General features: G+C 37.6%; 16 protein-coding genes. 6 read left to right on the top strand and 10 right to left on the bottom strand.

All coding sequences use genetic code 11. The annotated features are described in order from the left end of the window. Positions 1 to 4: 4 nt before the first annotated feature. The 4 genes from kdsA to LC419_RS13095 form a co-directional block, all read right to left on the bottom strand. Positions 5 to 814, bottom strand: coding sequence for a 3-deoxy-8-phosphooctulonate synthase (kdsA, locus tag LC419_RS13110; protein ID WP_223607779.1), 810 nt, complete (start codon positions 812 to 814; stop codon positions 5 to 7). A 336-nt stretch (positions 815 to 1,150) separates the two neighbouring features. Further along, entirely contained in the window at positions 1,151 to 1,678 is a 528-nt protein-coding gene (locus LC419_RS13105) for a DUF1697 domain-containing protein (protein ID WP_223607778.1), read from the bottom strand. A 123-nt stretch (positions 1,679 to 1,801) separates the two neighbouring features. Then, positions 1,802 to 3,289 carry a hypothetical protein gene (locus tag LC419_RS13100; protein ID WP_223607777.1) on the bottom strand — a complete coding sequence of 496 codons (1,488 nt, stop codon included), beginning with the start codon at positions 3,287 to 3,289 and terminating at the stop codon, positions 1,802 to 1,804. Between the two features lie 91 nt (positions 3,290 to 3,380). Next, positions 3,381 to 6,866 (bottom strand): DUF2723 domain-containing protein, encoded by a 3,486-nt coding sequence (locus LC419_RS13095; RefSeq protein WP_223607776.1) that lies wholly within the window; start codon positions 6,864 to 6,866, stop codon positions 3,381 to 3,383. 222 nt (positions 6,867 to 7,088) lie between these two features. Between LC419_RS13095 and LC419_RS13090 the strand changes: the two genes are divergently transcribed. The 3 genes from LC419_RS13090 to LC419_RS13080 all read left to right on the top strand — a co-directional run bounded on the left by LC419_RS13090 (position 7,089) and on the right by LC419_RS13080 (position 10,442). Next, positions 7,089 to 8,126, top strand: a complete 1,038-nt coding sequence (locus LC419_RS13090; protein ID WP_223607775.1) for a PLP-dependent cysteine synthase family protein — start codon at positions 7,089 to 7,091, stop codon at positions 8,124 to 8,126. A 79-nt stretch (positions 8,127 to 8,205) separates the two neighbouring features. After that, a complete protein-coding gene (locus LC419_RS13085) occupies positions 8,206 to 9,468 on the top strand; it encodes a pyridoxal phosphate-dependent aminotransferase family protein (protein WP_034725487.1) in 1,263 nt (420 codons plus the stop codon). Between the two features lie 71 nt (positions 9,469 to 9,539). After that, complete coding sequence (locus LC419_RS13080) at positions 9,540 to 10,442, top strand: DMT family transporter (RefSeq protein WP_223607774.1); 903 nt, start codon at positions 9,540 to 9,542, stop codon at positions 10,440 to 10,442. A 66-nt stretch (positions 10,443 to 10,508) separates the two neighbouring features. Here LC419_RS13080 and LC419_RS13075 read toward each other — a convergent pair whose 3' ends face one another. After that, a complete protein-coding gene (locus LC419_RS13075) occupies positions 10,509 to 11,162 on the bottom strand; it encodes an NADPH-dependent F420 reductase (RefSeq protein ID WP_223607773.1) in 654 nt (217 codons plus the stop codon). A 130-nt stretch (positions 11,163 to 11,292) separates the two neighbouring features. Beyond that, on the bottom strand, positions 11,293 to 11,880 hold the full coding sequence (locus LC419_RS13070; protein ID WP_223607772.1) for a Crp/Fnr family transcriptional regulator: 588 nt from the start codon (positions 11,878 to 11,880) through the stop codon (positions 11,293 to 11,295). Between the two features lie 189 nt (positions 11,881 to 12,069). Here LC419_RS13070 and LC419_RS13065 point away from each other — a divergent pair, with 189 nt between their 5' ends. Beyond that, the gene (locus LC419_RS13065; RefSeq protein ID WP_223607771.1) at positions 12,070 to 12,813 is read left to right on the top strand and encodes a hypothetical protein; all 744 of its coding nucleotides are present in this window, start codon (positions 12,070 to 12,072) and stop codon (positions 12,811 to 12,813) included. 191 nt (positions 12,814 to 13,004) lie between these two features. After that, positions 13,005 to 15,194, top strand: coding sequence for a radical SAM protein (locus LC419_RS13060; RefSeq protein WP_223608241.1), 2,190 nt, complete (start codon positions 13,005 to 13,007; stop codon positions 15,192 to 15,194). A 75-nt stretch (positions 15,195 to 15,269) separates the two neighbouring features. Here LC419_RS13060 and LC419_RS13055 read toward each other — a convergent pair whose 3' ends face one another. The 3 genes from LC419_RS13055 to atpD all read right to left on the bottom strand — a co-directional run bounded on the left by LC419_RS13055 (position 15,270) and on the right by atpD (position 18,042). Then, on the bottom strand, positions 15,270 to 16,091 hold the full coding sequence (locus LC419_RS13055) for a hypothetical protein (RefSeq protein ID WP_223607770.1): 822 nt from the start codon (positions 16,089 to 16,091) through the stop codon (positions 15,270 to 15,272). Between the two features lie 77 nt (positions 16,092 to 16,168). Further along, positions 16,169 to 16,450, bottom strand: a complete 282-nt coding sequence (locus LC419_RS13050; RefSeq protein WP_223607769.1) for a F0F1 ATP synthase subunit epsilon — start codon at positions 16,448 to 16,450, stop codon at positions 16,169 to 16,171. Positions 16,451 to 16,533: 83 nt separating this feature from the next. Further along, on the bottom strand, positions 16,534 to 18,042 hold the full coding sequence (atpD, locus tag LC419_RS13045) for a F0F1 ATP synthase subunit beta (protein WP_223607768.1): 1,509 nt from the start codon (positions 18,040 to 18,042) through the stop codon (positions 16,534 to 16,536). 202 nt (positions 18,043 to 18,244) lie between these two features. Between atpD and LC419_RS13040 the strand changes: the two genes are divergently transcribed. Then, positions 18,245 to 19,165, top strand: coding sequence for a bifunctional riboflavin kinase/FAD synthetase (locus tag LC419_RS13040; protein WP_223607767.1), 921 nt, complete (start codon positions 18,245 to 18,247; stop codon positions 19,163 to 19,165). Here LC419_RS13040 and LC419_RS13035 read toward each other — a convergent pair. Then, positions 19,162 to 19,515, bottom strand: coding sequence for an MmcQ/YjbR family DNA-binding protein (locus LC419_RS13035; RefSeq protein ID WP_223607766.1), 354 nt, complete (start codon positions 19,513 to 19,515; stop codon positions 19,162 to 19,164). The genes LC419_RS13040 and LC419_RS13035 overlap by 4 nt on opposite strands. Positions 19,516 to 19,533: the final 18 nt, after the last annotated feature.

Here is a 19,533-nt window from a genome sequence, read left to right as displayed (position 1 = left end):
ACAATTACAAAATTGATTCTCTGATTCTTGTTAATTTTTGTAACAAATCTTCCAATAAATCTAATCTTAGCATGTTTGCTCCGTCTGACAGAGCGGTTTCCGGCGTTGGATGCGTTTCGATGAAAATTCCATCCGCTCCTACCGCAATTCCTGCTTTGGCCACTGTTTCTATAAGATCTGGTCTTCCACCGGTAATTCCGGAGCTCTGGTTAGGCTGCTGTAATGAATGGGTAACATCCAAAATCACCGGCGCATATGCTCTCATGGTAGGAATACCTCTGTAATCAACGATCAGATCTGTATAACCGAAAGAATTTCCTCTTTCAATGATAGCCACTTTCTGGTTATTGGAATCTGTAATTTTCTGAACCGCAAATTTCATCGATTCCGGAGAAAGGAACTGCCCTTTTTTCAACGTTACACATTTTCCCGTTTCAGCTGCAGCCACCAAAAGATCGGTCTGACGTACTAAAAATGCAGGAATCTGTAATACATCAACGTATTGTGCAGCCAGTGCGGCATGCTCATTTTCGTGGATATCCGTTGTGGTAGGAATATTAAAGGTCTCACCCACCTTTCTGAGGATCTCAAGAGATTTCTCCTCACCAATTGATGTGAAAGAATCTACACGGCTTCTGTTAGCCTTTTTGAAACTCCCTTTGAAGATATAAGGAATATTATATTTATCTGTGATCTGAATTACTTTTTCCGCAATTCTTAAAGCCATGTCTTCACCTTCAATGATGCACGGACCGGCAATAAGGAAAAAGTTTTTTGAATCTTTGTGTTGGATATTATCTAAATACTGAATCATTTTTATTTGAATTAAAAAGTTCAGTAAAAATACTTATAAAGTTTCAGAATCGGAAATTATTTGAGGGGTTTGATTGGGGGAAGGGTTTTAGGGATTAGGAAAGATAAAAAGTATTCTTGGAAATATTCAATAAATTAAAAATATACGCAATCATCTGTGTTCATACATGAAATCAGTGGTTAAAATATAATCTCCCACAGATCCCACAGATTATGCAGATCTAATTATATGTTTTTAAAAGAAATGTTTTTATTATCTTCAAAATCTTCTTCTATCCAAAAGAATAATGATACGCGATCATCTGTGGTTATCAGTGGTTAAAATAATAACACATGATCAACTCATTTTCTTCAAAATCTTCTCAAAAGTATTGATATTCCTGCTGGTGAACTGATCTTTAAGACTTTTCTTTCCCAAAACCTTTCCAAAAGAAGAATCTAAAGTATTCCCCTTCGGAACCTGCCAGTAAAACAGGTCATTAATGATCTCAGCCTTTTCATTTTCAGTTTTGGAAGCAGCATCGAACTCCCCCATCAAAACAGTTTCCACTCCGGGATTCCCTACAAATCCGTAGATATGCAGATCATCATTTTTTTCAAAAGGAATGCTGTTCCAGAAAACCTCTGTCTCTTCCTGTGATTTAATAAATAAGAAAGCTTCGTAAGAAAAGTGGTCAGACATCGCTTTCTCTAAGATCTTCTTTAAATCTTCAGCTTTTTTATCAGAAGAGAACACAATATTTCCGGAAGCCAATATAGAACTTACATCCAGCATTCCGGCCTCTTTAAAGACCTGACAGACATCTGCCATTTTCATATTGGTTCCTTTTACGTTCACGCCGCGGAGAAAAGCACAGTATTTCATTTTTTTAGGGATTAGGTGAGAGGGATTAGGTTGCAGGTGAGAAAGTCAGAACTCTAGAGCATTAGAGTATTAGAGTATTGAGTTTGCACCCGTCTAACTTCTAATTTCTAGCTTCTAACTTCTCTAATCCATTTTAATATACAAATTATAATCTGTTCCCGATGGTTTAAGATGATAAATCTTTTCCAGGATGGGGTTATCACTTTTCAGATTGTCTTTTATCCTGAATTCTTTCATCAGCTTGTAATGGGTCTGATAATACAGCGCATCATTTCCTTGAAATAAATTCTTGTAGGAAAGAAGGTATTTAGGTTTCCTGCTTTTAACGGTATTGATCCAGTAATGGGCCTTGTCTTTTTTCACTTCCGTCTGGATTTGTTTATCCACCAGCCCTACTTCATCAATGGTTTTTAACCCGGAAAAGTAAGGAATATATCCAGCTGGCTCCAACAGAATCCACTGACTTTTATCTTTTTCGAAAGCATCCAGAAACAATCCGATCCCTCTGCGGTAATTCCATTCTCCGTTTCCTGTAGCAATAGCATGTATGGTTTGGAAAGCCAACATCGGAATTATATAAAATACAACTAATAACGACAACCATAGATTTCTCCTCTCTTTCTGCTCCAGTACAAAAATAAGAACGGGAACGAAAAGCAGTAGCTGAGGAACCCAGTAGTACCAGTCGAATAAGCTTTTTTGAGAGAGAAAAATAAATTGCTTTACCCAGCCGAAAATAAAAATTATCCATAAAAAATAATTTCTCTTTTCTCTTTTTCTGACAAGATAGATAAAACACAGCAGTTCAAAAATCAGGACAATGACTGTCACCGGATTGAAGTTTCCTGGAAGTTTCAGCATTCCCCAGAAATTACCGAAGCTCACGAGAAAATAATTAAGATTCTGCTCAAAAGTAAAATTATGCTCGTATAAAAGTTTTTTGGCTACAATCGTATTATTCACCAGCTCTCCGAAGTACAGCCAGTTGAAGGACAATACAGATAAAAGCCCCAAAATTCCTCCGAAAACGTAATTCCATCTCATCTTTCTGTTCCAGAAAACATCCACCAGAAAAACAATTCCCAGGAAAATTACCGTATCAATTCTGGTAAACATAATCAGAACGGGCAGAAAAATAAGTGCCCATCTTTTGCCTTTACTGAAGCCATAATACAGAAGTGCCATTTCCAGAAAGAAAAGGATTCCATATTCCATTCCGAGAATAGAAATCTTTACGGCAGGCGGTAATATTCCGATTAAAAATATAAAAATAGCTTTATGCCATGGGTTTTTAAGAGTAAGATTGGCAAGAAATAACGTTCCAATCGTAAAAAGGATAGAATTGAAAATTAAAAGAGGTTCAATAAAATATTCTTTGCCGAAGATCAGATTGAACATATAGGATACAAAAACATACAGATGGGTGGTAGAAGCTGAAATTTTGGTTTCGCCGTTAAAGCCTATCACGCCGTAGTCCAGTAAATTCTGGGCTACTCTCCAGGTAATGAATGCATCTTCCTGAATATAATGAGTCAGTAAAAAAAGAAGTTTTAAAACGACCGTAAAAATTACGGCATAGATTGGGATCCTGTTAATTGTATTTTTTGCCATCACGCATTTTTAGTTTGACAAATATAATCTTAAAATTCAGGAATCCCAATAACAAAAAAACGGAACCGAAGTTCCGTTTTTGTTAAGTATTTTATTGTGTTACTTTGATAATCGCTGTGGTGATCTGCTCTTCTTTTTCTTTTGAATAAGTAGAATCAAAAGGCTGCATCACATCGAACAGATACTGGTAGAAAGGCGTGATCTTCTGTACGTTTTCAGACTCCTTCATCGCTTTTTCTTTCCCCATCTGCTGAAGCTCTTTGATGAAAGTATTGAACTTTTTATCAATCGGCTCTATGGATTTTACAAGGTATTCGTAGGCTTTATCATCCTGTCCAAGCTTCTTGTAAGCGTCTGTAACCGCAGCAACAACAAGGGAATATTCCATTGGTTTGGTTCTCATCTGTCTTCTTGCAAAGTTCTGATCTGCCGGAGCAAGGCTTAAATAATAATCATACTCTTCAAAGATTCCTTTTTTAAGGATTTCTGCCAGCTGAAGACCTTTCTTCTCCTGTCCTGCAATGATGTATCCTGTTACCATAGCACTTAGTGAACGTGGATCATTGAATTTCTCAGCAGGAATTTCTTTTGAGGCAAGATCAAGCAATTCCACTGCTTTGGCTTTCTGTCCGTTTAATGCCAGTGCTGAAGCGGCTCTGCTTGCTGACATTCTGTAGCTCATAATGTTTGAAGTAGCAGTTTCATCAAAGTGGCTCTTTAAATGTTTGAAATTCCCCCATCTGAAGTTTTTCACGACATTATATAAAGAATTAGGATCTACTCTTCCCATATCTCCGTCTACATTCTGAGCCGTATGGATAGGAACCAATCTGTAACTGAATCCATCAAACTGAAGATATTCGTTCAGATAGAAAATATTTTCATTGTCATAGATTCCTCCTGACGAGAAGTTGATTGGACGTTTCCAGTCGAAGTTCGCTAACATATCAAGCATGATCAGATTGTTTTTATAAAGTGTGTTTCCTTTATAAGTAATCATGATCTGGTTCACTACGTTCGGAAGATCTGCCTGATTGATGATTCCTGCCTTTAATGCATTTTCCTTATTCACAGGAAGAATGAATTTGTTTACCGGAAGAATATTGTATTTCTCAAACTTTTCTTCACCGAAGTACATTTTTAAAAGTTCGTCTTTTTCAGGAGATTTGAACTTTATAAAATTAACAGCCTCTTTCAGCGTTAATGAATCCTGAATAAGGTATTTTCTGAATCCTGCAAATTGCGTATCCGGAACCCCTTGTTCTTTTAACATAGAGAAAACGCCTTCCCAGTCTTCTTTCTTCATCATATAGATCTGGTCGTTGACACCGTCTCTGTAATCATCGTGAGTCAACTGGCTTGGGATTCCTGCTGCGTTATATGTTTTTCTCTTGATCTGGTCTAAATTCCATGGTGTAGAAGCAAGCGTGAAATTCACCACTTTTACATCATCTCTGAACCTTTCCGTTTCCTGGATAGCCCACACCGGATAGGTGTCATTATCTCCGTAAACAAATAGGATATCGTTTTTCGGAAGTGATTTCAATACGGAATAAGCATAGTCATAAGCTGTATATCTGTTGCTTCTGTCATGGACATTATAGTTCTGGAAGCCCATCATGAAAGGTACACCCAATAGAACTACACCAAGTGCGATATTGGCTCCGTTAGATTTTATTTTGGACTGGACAAACCATAAGATAGCGCCGGCGCCCATTCCAATCCAGATGGCAAATGCATAGAACGAACCTACCATCGCATAATCTCTTTCTCTCGGTTCAAATGGTTTTACTCCTGTATAAAAAACAATTCCTACACTGGTTAAAACAAATAAGGAAAGAAGCGCATAGAATCTTCCGAAATCTCTGTTTAACTGGAAAAAGAATCCAATCAGTCCTAAAATTAGTGGTAAAAAGAAAAACTTCACCGTACTTTCATTTTGGAATTTTGCAGGCATTTTATCCTGATTTCCTAATAAAGCATTGTCTATAAAAGAAATTCCTGAGATCCAGTTACCTTTGGTATTTTCCATGTTTCCTTCAAGGTCGTTCTGTCTTCCCACGAAGTTCCACATCAGGTATCTTACAAAATAATAACCATTCTGGAATGTAATGAAATAGTCCATATTCTGAGCTAATGAAGGCTTCTGAACATTGATTAGGTTATAAGGTTTCACTTTCAGGTAATCTGCTGCTGTGATAGATTTATCTTCATACTTCCCTCTCAATTCGTCAAAAATCTGCTTCGCCTGAGGATTATCCGCTACATCTTCATTGGCATAATTGAAGGTGAAATCAGGAGCTCCGTACATTGAAATGTAGTTCGCCATCACATCCTTATCTTCATTGAACATTCTCGGCATTAAGCTGATCTGAGATTTGCTGAAAATGTAGTTGAAACGGTCACCCGTTTTTCTGTACGTTCCGGTTTTCTCATCTTTTTCGTAGATCTCACCTGTTTTCTGAGTCTTGAAACTTCCGTCTTCATTTTTTTCAATTCCGTTCGCGTCAAGAAAAGCGGTATAGTTTTGTCCGTAAATGGTTGGCCAGTCACCGTACTGCTCTCTGTTGTAATAATCCAGCATACCAATCGCCGTATCCGGATCATTAAGGTTCATCGGAGGATTTGCATTCGCTCTGATAGGAATAACCATCCAGCATGAGAAACCGATGATCATATACACCACTGACAATGCAGCCGTCTGATAAATATTTTTCTTAGCTTTTCTTGAATATTTAATGATGAAGAAACATGCTACCGTCATTAAAATAAAGGCGACGATCGTTCCTGAATGGAAAGGAAGTCCAAGTCCGTTCACGAAGAATATTTCAAGTCTTCCGAACATCGTCATGATCAGTGGGAAAATAATTTTGAAAACAATGATCAAAATTCCCAGCGTGATCGCGTTGGCCCAGATAAAGTTTTTCCAGGTAAATTTGTAATTTCTTGCATAATATACCAGACATACTGCCGGTACTGCAAGCATCCCCATCATGTGTACTCCTACAGAAAGTCCTAATACAAAGAAAATAAGGATGATCCATCTTTCGCTGTCTTTTGCCAGGTACTCGTTTTCCCATTTCGTAATCAGCCACACCAGCAAGGCGATAAACATAGAAGCCATAGAATATACTTCCCCTTCCACTGCAGAGAACCAGAAGGTATCTGAGAACGTGAAGCACAATGCTCCTACTGCTCCTGCAAAAAGAATAGAAATTTCCTGGTGCTTCGTTACTTCATCAAAATCCTTGTTTAAAAGTCTTCTTACAAAATGTGTAATCGTCCAGAATAGGAATAAAATCGTCAGTGCACTGAACAATGCAGACATCGCATTGATGACGATAGAGTAATTTTCTCCTTTTCCTAAAGCAAAAATGGCTGCCACGGCACCCACGATCTGGAATAAAGCCGCTCCGGGAGCGTGCGTTACTTCAAGTTTTACAGCTGAGGAAATGTACTCGCCGCAGTCCCAGAAACTGAAATTGGGTTCTATGGTCGACAAGTACGTGAAAAATGCAATGACGAAAATCACCCATCCTAAAACGGTGTTCCATTGCTTAAAAGTCCAATTTTTCATAGTATTAAATCAATTACGCGAAAATAAGGCTTTTATAGCATTCTATGGTGTTTTTAACAAAATTTAAAAAATTTGGCGTAGTATTTGTGATCGTACTTCGCGTAAGATTGCAAATCAGAAAATAAATTTTGCCGAATCGCAGGTTTGAAATCAAACAAAAGTTTAGTAATTATTTATTTTTTTGTATTTTTGCGGTCAGATTTTTATTGAAAATAACAAATAATGAGTAATGTTTACGATAATATTCTTGGCCTAATAGGACATACTCCTATGGTGAAGCTTAATACTGTTACAAAAGATATTCCTGCAACCGTTTATGCCAAGTTAGAATCATATAATCCTGGACATTCCACAAAAGATAGAATAGCACTTCATATTATAGAAAACGCTGAACAAAAAGGTTTATTAAAGGAAGATTCAGTGGTTGTAGAAACTACTTCCGGAAATACCGGTTTTTCTATTGCGATGGTCTGTATTATTAAAGGATATAAATGTATTCTGGCGGTAAGCGATAAAACAAAGCCTGAGAAAATTGCTTATTTAAAAGCATTAGGGGCTACTGTATACATTTGTCCCGCCAATGTAGCGGCAGACGATCCGAGATCATACTATGAAGTAGCTAAAAGAATAGCTTCAGAGACACCAAATTCAGTTTACATCAATCAATATTTTAATGAGTTGAATATTGATGCACACTACCAGACTACAGGTCCTGAAATTTGGGAGCAGACAGAGGGTAAGATCACACACCTTTTTGCCTGCACTGGAACAGGTGGAACATTGTCCGGTTCAGGGAAATTTCTAAAAGAGAAAAATCCTGCTGTCAAGATCATCGGTGTGGATGCTGACGGGTCTATCCTGAAAAGCTATCACGAAACCGGAGAGATCCATAAAGAAGATGTACATCCTTACCAGATCGAAGGAATGGGGAAAAATTTGATCCCTGCTGCCCTACTTTTTGATAAGGTAGATGAATTCGTAAGGGTAAATGACGAGATGTCTGCTTACAGAACCCGTGAAATAGCACTTAAAGAAGCTATCATGGGTGGATATACTACAGGAGCCGTTACCCAGGCCCTGATCCAGTATGCGCAGTCTCACGAACTTACCAAAGACGATATCATTGTCCTGATATTCCCGGATCACGGTTCGAGGTATATCACGAAGGTATACAGTGACAAATGGATGGCCGAACAGGGCTTTGTGAATAACTGCGTACACAACTACGATGAAGTTTTCAAAACGGAATTCATCAAATAGAAATATATAAACCACGATACCAATAAAGTCTTTTGTGTTTTACAGAAAAGACTTTTTCACTTAAAAATTACTATACAAAATGTTAGATATTTTTGAACGTATTAAACAAAATCCAGGTCCGTTGGGACAATTTGCAGATTATGCTGAAGGGTATTTTGTTTTCCCAAAACTGGAAGGTCCAATTGGTCCAAGAATGAAATTTCAAGGTAAGGATGTAATTTTCTGGAGTGCAAACGATTATTTAGGACTTTGTAACCATCCGGAAGTTTTAGAAGCTGATGCCAAAGCGGCGGCAGAATTCGGAATGTTTTATCCGATGGGTGCAAGAGCGATGTCAGGTGAAACCCAGCAACATCAGCAATTGGAAAAAGAATTGGCAGAATTCACTCAGAAAGAAGCTGCTTATCTATTGAATTTCGGTTACCAGGGAATGGTTTCAGCTATCGATGCATTGGTGACAAGACACGACGTTATTGTATATGACGCTGATTCTCACGCATGTATCGTAGACGGAGTTCGTCTTCACATGGGGAAAAGCTTTACGTTCAAGCACAATGATATAGAAAGTTTAGAGAAAAACTTAGCCAGAGCCACTAAAGTAGCAGAAGAAAACGGAGGCGGAATTTTAGTGATTACTGAAGGTGTTTTCGGAATGAGAGGAATGCAGGGGAAACTGAAAGAAATCTGCGATTTAAAATCTAAATTCAATTTCAGACTATTAGTCGATGATGCACACGGTTTCGGAACTTTGGGTAAAACCGGGGCAGGAGCTGGTGAGGAGCAGGGATGTCAGGATCAGATTGATGTTTATTTCTCTACTTTTGCTAAATCTATGGCCGGTTTTGGAGCTTTCCTTTCCGGAGATGAAACGATCATCAGATTCTTAAAATATAATCTTCGTTCTCAGATTTTTGCTAAATCCCTGACCATGCCAATGGTAGTAGGAGGTTTAAAAAGACTGGAGCTTTTAAGAACACGTCCCGAAATTAAAGCTAAATTGTGGGAGAATGTGTATAAACTTCAAAACGGTCTGAAAGAGAGAGGTTACAACCTTGGAAACACGAATACATGCGTAACACCTGTTTTCATAGAAGGAACTACAATTGAAGCTACCCTTCTTGCTAAAGACCTTAGAGAGAATTACGGCGTTTTCACTTCAGTGGTGGTATATCCTGTAATTCCTAAGGGAATGATCTTACTAAGACTGATCCCTACTGCATCGCATACAGATTCAGAAATTAATGAAACATTAGCTGCTTTCGATGGTATCCGTGAAAAACTAACTTCCGGACACTACAGAGAAATGGAAAAACAGATGAATATCGAGTACAAACAAATGTAATATCGATATCATCATATACATCTTAAAAACCACTGAATTATTTCAGTGGTTTTTTATAAAATAAATAGCAAATGAAATTTAAGGGTTATCTGTTGGGAGTTTTGTCGTCGGTTTCATTTGGATTGATCCCGATTTTTATCCTGCCGCTGAAGAAGGCACATTTTTCAATGGACATTACTTTGTTCTACCGGTTTTTATTTTCGGCTTTGATGGTCGGAGGATATCTGCTGTATTCCAAAGAAAGTCTAAAGATCAACAAAAAAGAAATGTTGATTTTATCTGTGCTGGGAGTCTGCTATGCCCTGTCCTCAGAATTTCTGTTCATCGGCTATGATTTTCTGACACCGGGAATCGCTTCCACGGTCTTGTTCATTTACCCGGTCATTGTCGCTTTGATCATGTTCTTTTTTTATAAGGAAAAACTGACCAAACTATCTGTACTGTCACTGTTGTTCGCTTTTGCGGGAGTGATCGTTTTATGCTTAAAAGGACAAGGTCTCGAGATCAATTTTGCCGGCCTCGGAATTGTCATGCTGAGTTCATTGTTTTATGCGCTTTATATGGTGATCGTGAATAAATCCGATCTGAAGGTTTCAGGTTTTAAACTTTCCTTCTACTCCATGCTTTTCACTTCAGCCTTTTTTATGATAAAGGCATCGGCTGAAGGTGAATCTTTTGCTATTCCTTCAGTCTCTGTGTTTTTAAATTTCATTGTTTTTGCCTTCCTGACAACGGTTATTTCCAGCCTGTGTTTGGTCTACGCTATAAAATATATCGGATCTACGCCCACCGCTATTCTGGGAGCACTGGAACCGGTAGTTGCCGTATTGGTGAGTGTTTTTATGTTTCATGAACAGTTCACCACCAATTTACTCATTGGCATCACACTGATTCTTTTAGGCGTGATCCTCAATGTGATGGCGGACAACAGAAAGTCAAAACGCAATTCATATAAAACTTTAAAAAATGCCTGACGTTGGTCAGACATTTTTTTATTTCGATTGGTTAAACATGTATCTGAGCTGCCATGAAGATTTTTTTCAATACAGTTTGGATTTAGCTTCCTCTATATTGACCGTTTTCCCCAGATTTCCGAATTCATGAAGATCTCCGAAAACTTCAATACGGATCGACTGATCAATACCTCCCACTCTCAAAGGCTCAAAACCCGTTTCTCGGATCACTTCTTCAATATCATTATTGATTTCCATATCATCAGATGCATAAAATAATACGTCTTTTTCAGGTTCCTGATTAGAAGATGACGCCAATGTTCCTGCACCCAATGTTCCGAAGGCTTTTACCAATTTGGCCCCTTTAGGAAGAATTGCCTTGTTCAACTCTCCTGCTGACTCCATTTCTCCGATGATTTTTTTAAATCCGCCATTTCCGTCCGGGGCAATTGGATTAGAAACGTCAATAATGATTTTACCCTGTAAAATGTTTCCGTTGTCATTAAAGAAATCCTTAAAAGAACCAAACCATATCGCAGGTATAATAATATCCGCCGTATTGATCGCCTCTTCAATTGTTGTGCTTTTTGCAAATCCACCTGAGTGCGCAGCGAAATCATTCGCTTCGTCTACATTTCTTGTGGCTACGATAACGTTATGCTTATTGCTTACTAAATTATTCGCTACCGCTTTACCGATATTTCCCAATCCGATAACCGCTACTTTTTTCTGTGTTTCCATTTTTGTAAATTTTAATGTTTTTGTATGGGTCAAAATTAGCACAGATAACGGTGAAAAACCGGCAAACAAGTTTAAGAAAACATCTTGACATTTGGTAAGGTGAATTCTTAACATAGTTTCATAAAACGGCTTACTGTTTTATTCTTTTAGCCCGGATTTTACTTAGAAACTGAGGGGTAATTCCCAGGTATGAAGCGATTTGTGTATTGGAAAGGCGGTTGGCCAGCTGTGGGTACTGTTTAAGGAAAAATTCATACTTTTCATCTCCCGTAGCACTGATATTCTGGAGCATACGGTTCTGAAGTTCGATAAATTTGTGTTCAATGATTATTCTGAAGTTGCGGTCAAATTTTGGATAATAGGTATACAGAAACCACAGATCATTCTTTTCAATCTGCAGTACAACAGAATTTTCAAGGGCAACGATGTGTAATTTGCTGGGCTTTTTGTTGTGGAAACTGTCAATATCTACGATCCAGTCGTTTTCAGAAGCAAACTGTAGGTTATGTTCTACTCCATCCTGATCTACGCTGAACATTTTAAAACATCCGGAAACCACAAAAGTATAATACTGACACACCTCATTTTCCTGCAGGATAAACTGTTTTCTTTTGATTCTCCTCTCGGTTATTCTTTCTTCCAATACATCAATTTCTTCCTTTGACAGAGGAATATAGGTTTTAAAATAACTGATAAGCGGAGCGGTTTCTTTGGACATTGTGAATAGGTGTGTTTGATTAATAAAATCAATCTCTATGACAATATATCAAAAAAAACTGAATTAGAAATTGGGGAGACTGTTCTTAACTTAATTTTAAACTTACTTTTAATTCCTCAATGGTTTTTTAATCTATTTTTGTATCATAATCTATACAGATATATTTTGCTCATTTTATCCCGAACACCAATGACAAGAACAGAAAAACTAACAAGAGAACAATTAAATCAGAAGGTAAAAAAAACTTCAGAAAGATTATATACTACCATTGAAGAATCGTTAGAATTGATGTTCACCAGCGGAGACGATTGGGATGAAGACAGTTTATCTGAATTTCTTGAAATAATGGATGCCGAAACAGTGGAAAAAATGCGAGAAACAGCGCTGCAGCTGGACACTGAGAATGACGACCCTGATATTTTTCTTATGAAAAATGAAAGCACAACTGCTTTGGATTTAGTTACTGAACCGGGTGACGGCTTTATCATTATTCTTATTGAAAACGATATTCATTTAACCGGAAATCTTTTCGTTGAAGAATACGTTACGCTTATCGTTATGGGTGATATAAAAGCTAAAAATATTATCGTTAACGGTTCTTTATTTTCCTCGGGAAGTCTCTCCTGCAATGTCTTGTTTGGTGCCTCTGCTAATGATCATCAGACGTACATCGAAGGAAATATAAACATTTCGCTTATTGCAGAAGATGGGCAATATACTGTTTCAGAGAGTAAAATATATTCCGAATATTTACTCAGCTTTCACAATACAATAGAAGGAAGATCAGGAAGATTAATAGAAAATAAAGCCCTTGAACGTGGAAATGAAGCATCTACACTTATTCCTGAAATCCTTGATGAAAACGGATTTTTTGATGAAGAATCTTTCCTGAAATATATTGAAATCAAAGAACCGAACTCTCTATTTCTATAAATACAGTCTAAATTTCACAACTCATCAATAGGTATATTATTCAATAATGTCACTTGCAGTATACCTTACAAATTGCCTATCTTTGCATTCGCAATCTGAGGGAAGATACGGACTGTAACAATATCGTTAAAATACTGTTATACAATTATTTAAACTCCGATTAAATGTAAATAAATTTGAAAAATTTCCTGTTGAAAGATCTGCTTCTTATCACTCCGCCTTTTACCCAGCTCAATACACCTTATCCTGCAACAGCCTATATAAAAGGCTTTTTGAATACCAAAGATATTTCCAGCTATCAGACTGATCTGGGGCTGGATGTTATTTTGGAATTATTTTCAAGAAACGGGATTGAGAAAATTTTCAACACGCAGGTTAATCTTCAGGAAATCTCAGAAAATTCACAAAGAATGTATGCACTCCGGGAAGAGTATCTGAAAACGATAGATCAGGTTATTCCTTTCCTGCAGGGCAAAAATCCTACACTGGCCAGACAGATCTGCAGCATGAACTTCCTTCCTGAAGCTTCCCGTTTCAATCAGTTGGACGACATGGATTTTGCATTTGGAAATATGGGGCTTCAGGATAAGGCCAAGCACCTTGCAACGCTTTATCTGGAGGATATTTCTGATTATATTGTTGAGAATATTGACGCTGATTTTGGATTCAGCAGGTATGCGGAACGTCTTGGAAAGAGTGCGAATTCTTTTGACGAATTATATTCAAAACTATCAGGGGATCAGACATTTATTGATTATTTCACCTTAAAGATTCTGCAGGAAAAACTGGAATTGATTCAGCCCAGACTGGTGTGTTTTTCTATTCCTTTTCCGGGAAATTTATATGCCGGTTTCAGGTGTGCCCAGTTCATTAAAAAACATTATCCTCACATCAAAACCGCGATGGGCGGAGGTTTTCCGAATACCGAATTAAGGGAGGTAAAAGATCAGAGAGTCTTCGAATTTTTCGATTTTATTACCCTTGATGACGGTGAACTTCCCCTTGAGCTTCTCTGCAGCAATGTATTAAGTCCTTCAGAAGATGCGGAGTACAAAAGAACATTTTTAATTGAAAACCAAGAGGTTACCTATAAAAATAATTCAAAAAGACACGACTATAAACAAGCGGATATCGGAACTCCGGATTATACGGATTTACAGCTGGATCGATATATTTCGGTTATAGAAATTGCCAATCCGATGCACAGTTTATGGAGCGACGGACGATGGAATAAGCTCACGATGGCCCACGGCTGCTACTGGGGAAAATGTACATTCTGCGATATTTCTTTAGACTATATCAAAATCTATGAACCAATTTCAGCCAAAATTCTGGTCGACAGAATGGAAGAGCTCATCAAAACAACAGGTGAAACCGGATTCCATTTTGTAGATGAAGCGGCACCACCGGCATTGATGCGCGAAGTAGCCTTAGAAATTTTAAGGAGAAATCTAGTTGTCACCTGGTGGACGAATATCCGTTTTGAAAAAAGTTTTACCCGCGATTTATGTTACCTCTTAAAAATGTCAGGATGTGTTGCGGTTTCGGGAGGACTTGAAGTAGCCAGCGATAGGTTATTGCAATTAATTGATAAAGGTGTTTCGGTAGAACAGGTTGCCAGAGTGACCAGAAATTTCACCGAGGCCGGAATCATGGTCCATGCATATCTGATGTATGGCTACCCGACCCAGACTATTCAGGAAACTGTGGATTCTTTGGAGATGGTAAGGCAGATGTTTGAAATGGGAATTCTGCAAAGTGCTTTCTGGCATCAGTTTGCCATGACTGCCCACTCGCCTGTTGGAATTAATCCTGAAGCATTTGGAGTGACTCCCGTGAAGGAAGAAATTCTGTTTGCCAACAATGATATTGATTTTAAAGACAAAACCGGAATTGATCACAGCAAATTCAGCTTCGGGCTGAAAAAGTCTCTTTTCAATTATATGCACGGAATCAATTTTGAATTTCCACTTCAGGACTGGTTTGATTTTAAAATTCCAAGAACCCAGGTTCATCCCGATCATATTCACGACTGTCTTTTGGATGAAAATCAATTTGGCTTTAAAGGCAACTCAAAAGTAGTATTTTTAAGCAAAAACGTAATCGCTGAGAATCGTGTAAAAAATAAAAAGAAGTACTCCGGGCCATATACGCTTCTTACATTCCACTTAAAAACAAATATTGTAAAGATCGATCTGGAGCAGGATAAAGCAGAATGGCTGATGAAAGTCCTGGAAGAAAATTCTATAGAAAATCCGAAAAAAATTACAGCTCAGCAACTTAAGAATCAGTTTGAAGAAAATTTTGAAGATTTTGAACTGTTTTGGTTTTCAAAACCGATGCAGCAACTTAAGGAAAATGGTGTCATTTTAAGTCTGTAATTTTTGAACAAAATAAATCCCGGAAAATTTATTTTCCGGGATTTTATGATTTTTGACTAAAATCCAATCTATTTTTTATTTCTCAGCGCTTTCTTTCTGAACTGGACCGACCGTAACTTTTTCCTGAACTTTAATAAAATTCGGGTCCATCATCGCCATTCGTTCTGCAATAGCTTTATAGGTTGGAAATTTTAATAAGGCAGCTCTGCCCGACATTTCCCTGTAAATCGTAAAAATTTTTCCGTTGGCGGTTTTAATCTGTTTGGTCGTGGTAATATATTTTCCGATGTATTTACTTTTAGCATCATAAACCTCGATATCTATAAATGTCTTATCCATAATCGTATCTTCTGAGCCGAAACTTACGGGAAGGTTTGTAAAATATCCTACTGGAACACCATTAGACAGGATCTCTCCTACTTTATTCACCTCGATATTCATTTTATCGATTTTACTTCTGGTGGTATAAGCGTCTTTTGTCTTGGAATCCAGTTTTCTTTTGGGAACATTTTTAAAAATTTCGTCTAAATTCTTGATGTTAATCCCTTTGTTATCGATGATTTTTAAACCTTTTATCGAAGTATACACAGCTGATTTTTCTTCCCCCGAAAATGCAGACGGAGAAATATAGTCCATCTCTATGACTTTATCCCTGTTATAAACCCGATTTAACTTGATGTAACTATCTCTTACAGAATCCACTACACTTTTATCCACAAACTCGATGGTATACATCGGCGTTTCATTGAGATCCATAAAAGTATAAGTATTAGACTTATTGGCGATCTTAGCGACATGAATTCCATCTAGGCTTACAATTCCTCTCTTTGTTTTGAAATTCTGGGCGTTGGTTAAGATTCCCAGAATGGTAAAGAATATGATTGTACTTTTCTTCATAAAATCAGACTTTTACACATAAAAAAAGTGTAACCAAAGTTACACTTTCTTGAAAATATATTTAGCTTTTCATTTAATTATTCACAAAGGATGATTCCTTTATTATGATTAAATTCTACAACACCGCTTTTGATAGGATATGAGAAAACTGACTCTTTATCATTTTCCTTAGTAAGGTTTTTAGCATAAGCTTCTCCAACAGAATTGGTAAAAAGTTTCACCTTCCCCCCGATCAAAGAAGAAACGATTCCTGCGTGGTTGGTCATGATGTGAAATTCACCATTCTTTCCAGGCAATAATACTGATTCTACTTCTCCTTCAAAAACTACGTACTCTGGTGTTAAAATTTTTATATTCATATTTCTTAGATTAAAGAGAAAAGAGAAAAGAAAAAAGAATTAGACAGTGTCTTTACTCTTTTTTCTTTATTCTGTTTATCTAGTTACGCGTTTTCAGCTAACATTTTTTGTCCTGCTTCGATAGCTTCTTCGATCGTTCCTTTCAAGTTGAAAGCAGCTTCCGGTAAATGGTCTAATTCACCATCCATGATCATGTTGAAACCTTTGATAGTATCTTTGATATCTACCAATGATCCCGGAATACCTGTAAACTGTTCAGCTACGTGGAAAGGCTGAGATAAGAATCTCTGAACTTTTCTTGCACGGTAAACTACAGATTTATCTTCTTCTGAAAGTTCTTCCATACCAAGAATCGCGATGATATCCTGAAGTGCTTTATATCTCTGAAGAATTTCTTTTACTCTCTGAGCACAGTCATAATGCTCTGCACCGATAATTTCCGGAGCAAGGATTCTTGACGTAGATGCCAATGGATCCACAGCTGGATAAATACCTAATGAAGCAATTTTTCTGTCTAGTACTGTAGTTGCATCCAAGTGAGCAAACGTTGTTGCAGGAGCCGGGTCAGTTAAGTCATCCGCAGGTACATAAACGGCCTGTACTGAAGTAATTGAACCGTTTTTAGTTGAAGTAATTCTTTCCTGCATCGCTCCCATCTCAGAAGCAAGTGTTGGTTGGTAACCTACCGCAGATGGCATACGACCAAGAAGTGCAGATACCTCAGAACCAGCCTGTGTAAAACGGAAGATGTTGTCTACGAAGAAAAGTACGTCTCTACCTTGTCCGCTTTCACCACCGTCTCTGTAGTACTCAGCTAATGTAAGACCAGAAAGTGCTACTCTAGCTCTTGCTCCTGGCGGCTCGTTCATCTGTCCGAAAACGAATGCAGCTTTAGATTCTTTCATCGCCTCTAGGTCTACTTTTGAAAGATCCCAACCTCCGTTTTCCATAGAGTGCATGAAATCATCACCGTATTTAATAATACCTGATTCTAACATCTCTCTCAAAAGGTCATTTCCTTCTCTCGTTCTTTCACCTACTCCGGCGAAAACTGAAAGACCTCCGTGTCCTTTTGCAATATTGTTAATCAACTCCTGGATCAATACTGTTTTACCTACACCGGCACCACCGAACAAACCAATTTTACCCCCTTTTGCGTAAGGCTCAACTAAGTCGATTACTTTAATACCTGTGAATAAAACTTCTGCAGAAGTTGAAAGTTGATCAAATTTTGGAGCTGGTCTGTGAATAGGCAGACCACCTTCTTTAGATATATTTTGAAGTCCGTCGATAGCATCCCCAACAACGTTGAATAGTCTTCCGTTTACAGCATCACCGATTGGCATTGTAATAGGATTTCCGTATCCGATTACTTCCTGCCCTCTTTGAAGACCATCTGTAGCATCCATTGCGATACATCTTACTGTATCTTCACCAATATGTTGCTCTACTTCTAAGACTACTTTTTCACCGTTCCCTTTTGTAATTTCCAACGCATCATAGATACTTGGAATTACTTCCACATCTGTAAATACTACGTCGATTACCGGACCAATAATTTGAGAAATTTTACCTTTAATTTGGTTTGCCATTGCTAAATTTTTTCTTGGTGCAAATATAATGATTCTTGATAAACTCACAATTGGTAAAAAAAAGATTTTTATCATACTTTTTATTAATTTCTCAATCTGGCGGTTTGGCAGTATAACAATGTTCTTTAGTGAAAATATTGATACACTGGTAAATTGGTACATTGCTACATTATCTTTATATTTGCAGTCAAATTTTTCCGTTTTGAAAGTTTTCAAGAATTTTAAAGATTATTCCTCTCAAAAGCCTTTAGCACTGTCTTTAGGAATGTTTGACGGAGTACATCTCGGGCATAAAAGTATCATCGACGAACTGATAAAAGTAGGTACAGAGAATAATCTGGAGACAGCGATCCTTACTTTCTGGCCACACCCGCGATTTGTTTTTAACCCGAATGAGGATCTCAAACTTCTCAATACGATAGATGAAAAAAAGGAACTGATCGAAAAATACAACATCGATCATTTATTTCTGAAAGAATTTGATGATGAGTTCAGAAATCTTACGGGAGAAGAATTTGTACGCCAGATCCTGATTGATAAACTGAATGTAAAATACCTTATTATAGGATACGACCATTCGTTCGGAAAAAATAAAAGCGGGAATTTCGAACTTCTCCAAAAACTGTCCAAAGAACTGGACTTCGATGTGGAACAGATGGAGGCCATCAATATCCACGAAAATAATATCAGCTCAACCAAAGTACGTAATGCCCTTCTTACAGGCAATATTAAAGCAGCCAACGAAATGCTGGGGTACTCCTACTCTGTCTCCGGAACGGTAGTTCACGGGAAAAAGATCGGAAGAACCATCGGTTATCCTACCGCTAATATTGATACAGAATCTATTAAACTTCTTCCTAAGAAAGGAGCCTATATTGTAGAAACAGAGGTACAAGGCCAGCAATACAAAGGAATGCTGAGCATTGGGACCAATCCTACTGTCAATGGTGAAAAACTAACCGTTGAAGTCTACATCCTTGATTTTGAAGGAGATATTTATGACGAGAACATCACGGTGAGATTCAGGGATTTTCTTCATGATGAGATCAAGTTTGAAGGTCTTGAAAAATTGATTGAGAGACTGGATGAGGATAAAAGGCTGACCCGGGAGTTTCAATTCTAAGAATTTACAATTTCTTCTTTCGCTTTTTTCGTTAATGAATTAAAAACCAATTCATAGGACTGATCGATCATTGTAAAGATCAAATCTCTTTTTAAACCATCCAACAATACTGAGTTCCAATGGGTTTTGTTCATATGAAATGCGCCGGTGATCTGTGGATGTTGTTCGCGAAGTTCTGCACTCCATTCGGGATCGGTCTTTACATTAATTTCTAATGGCTGTCTCTCCAACCCCATCAGTAAAAACATTTTTGTCCCTACTTTCATGACAAGGGTTTCATTATCAAAAGGAAAAGTTTCTGTAACTCCTTTTTTGGCAAGACAATAGTCTAGAATTTCGTTGGCATCCATATTTTTATAAGTAATGAA

This window comes from Chryseobacterium sp. OSA05B (assembly GCF_019970065.1).
In the GTDB taxonomy this organism is placed as follows: domain Bacteria; phylum Bacteroidota; class Bacteroidia; order Flavobacteriales; family Weeksellaceae; genus Chryseobacterium.
This window is presented reverse-complemented; position numbering and strand designations above follow the sequence as displayed.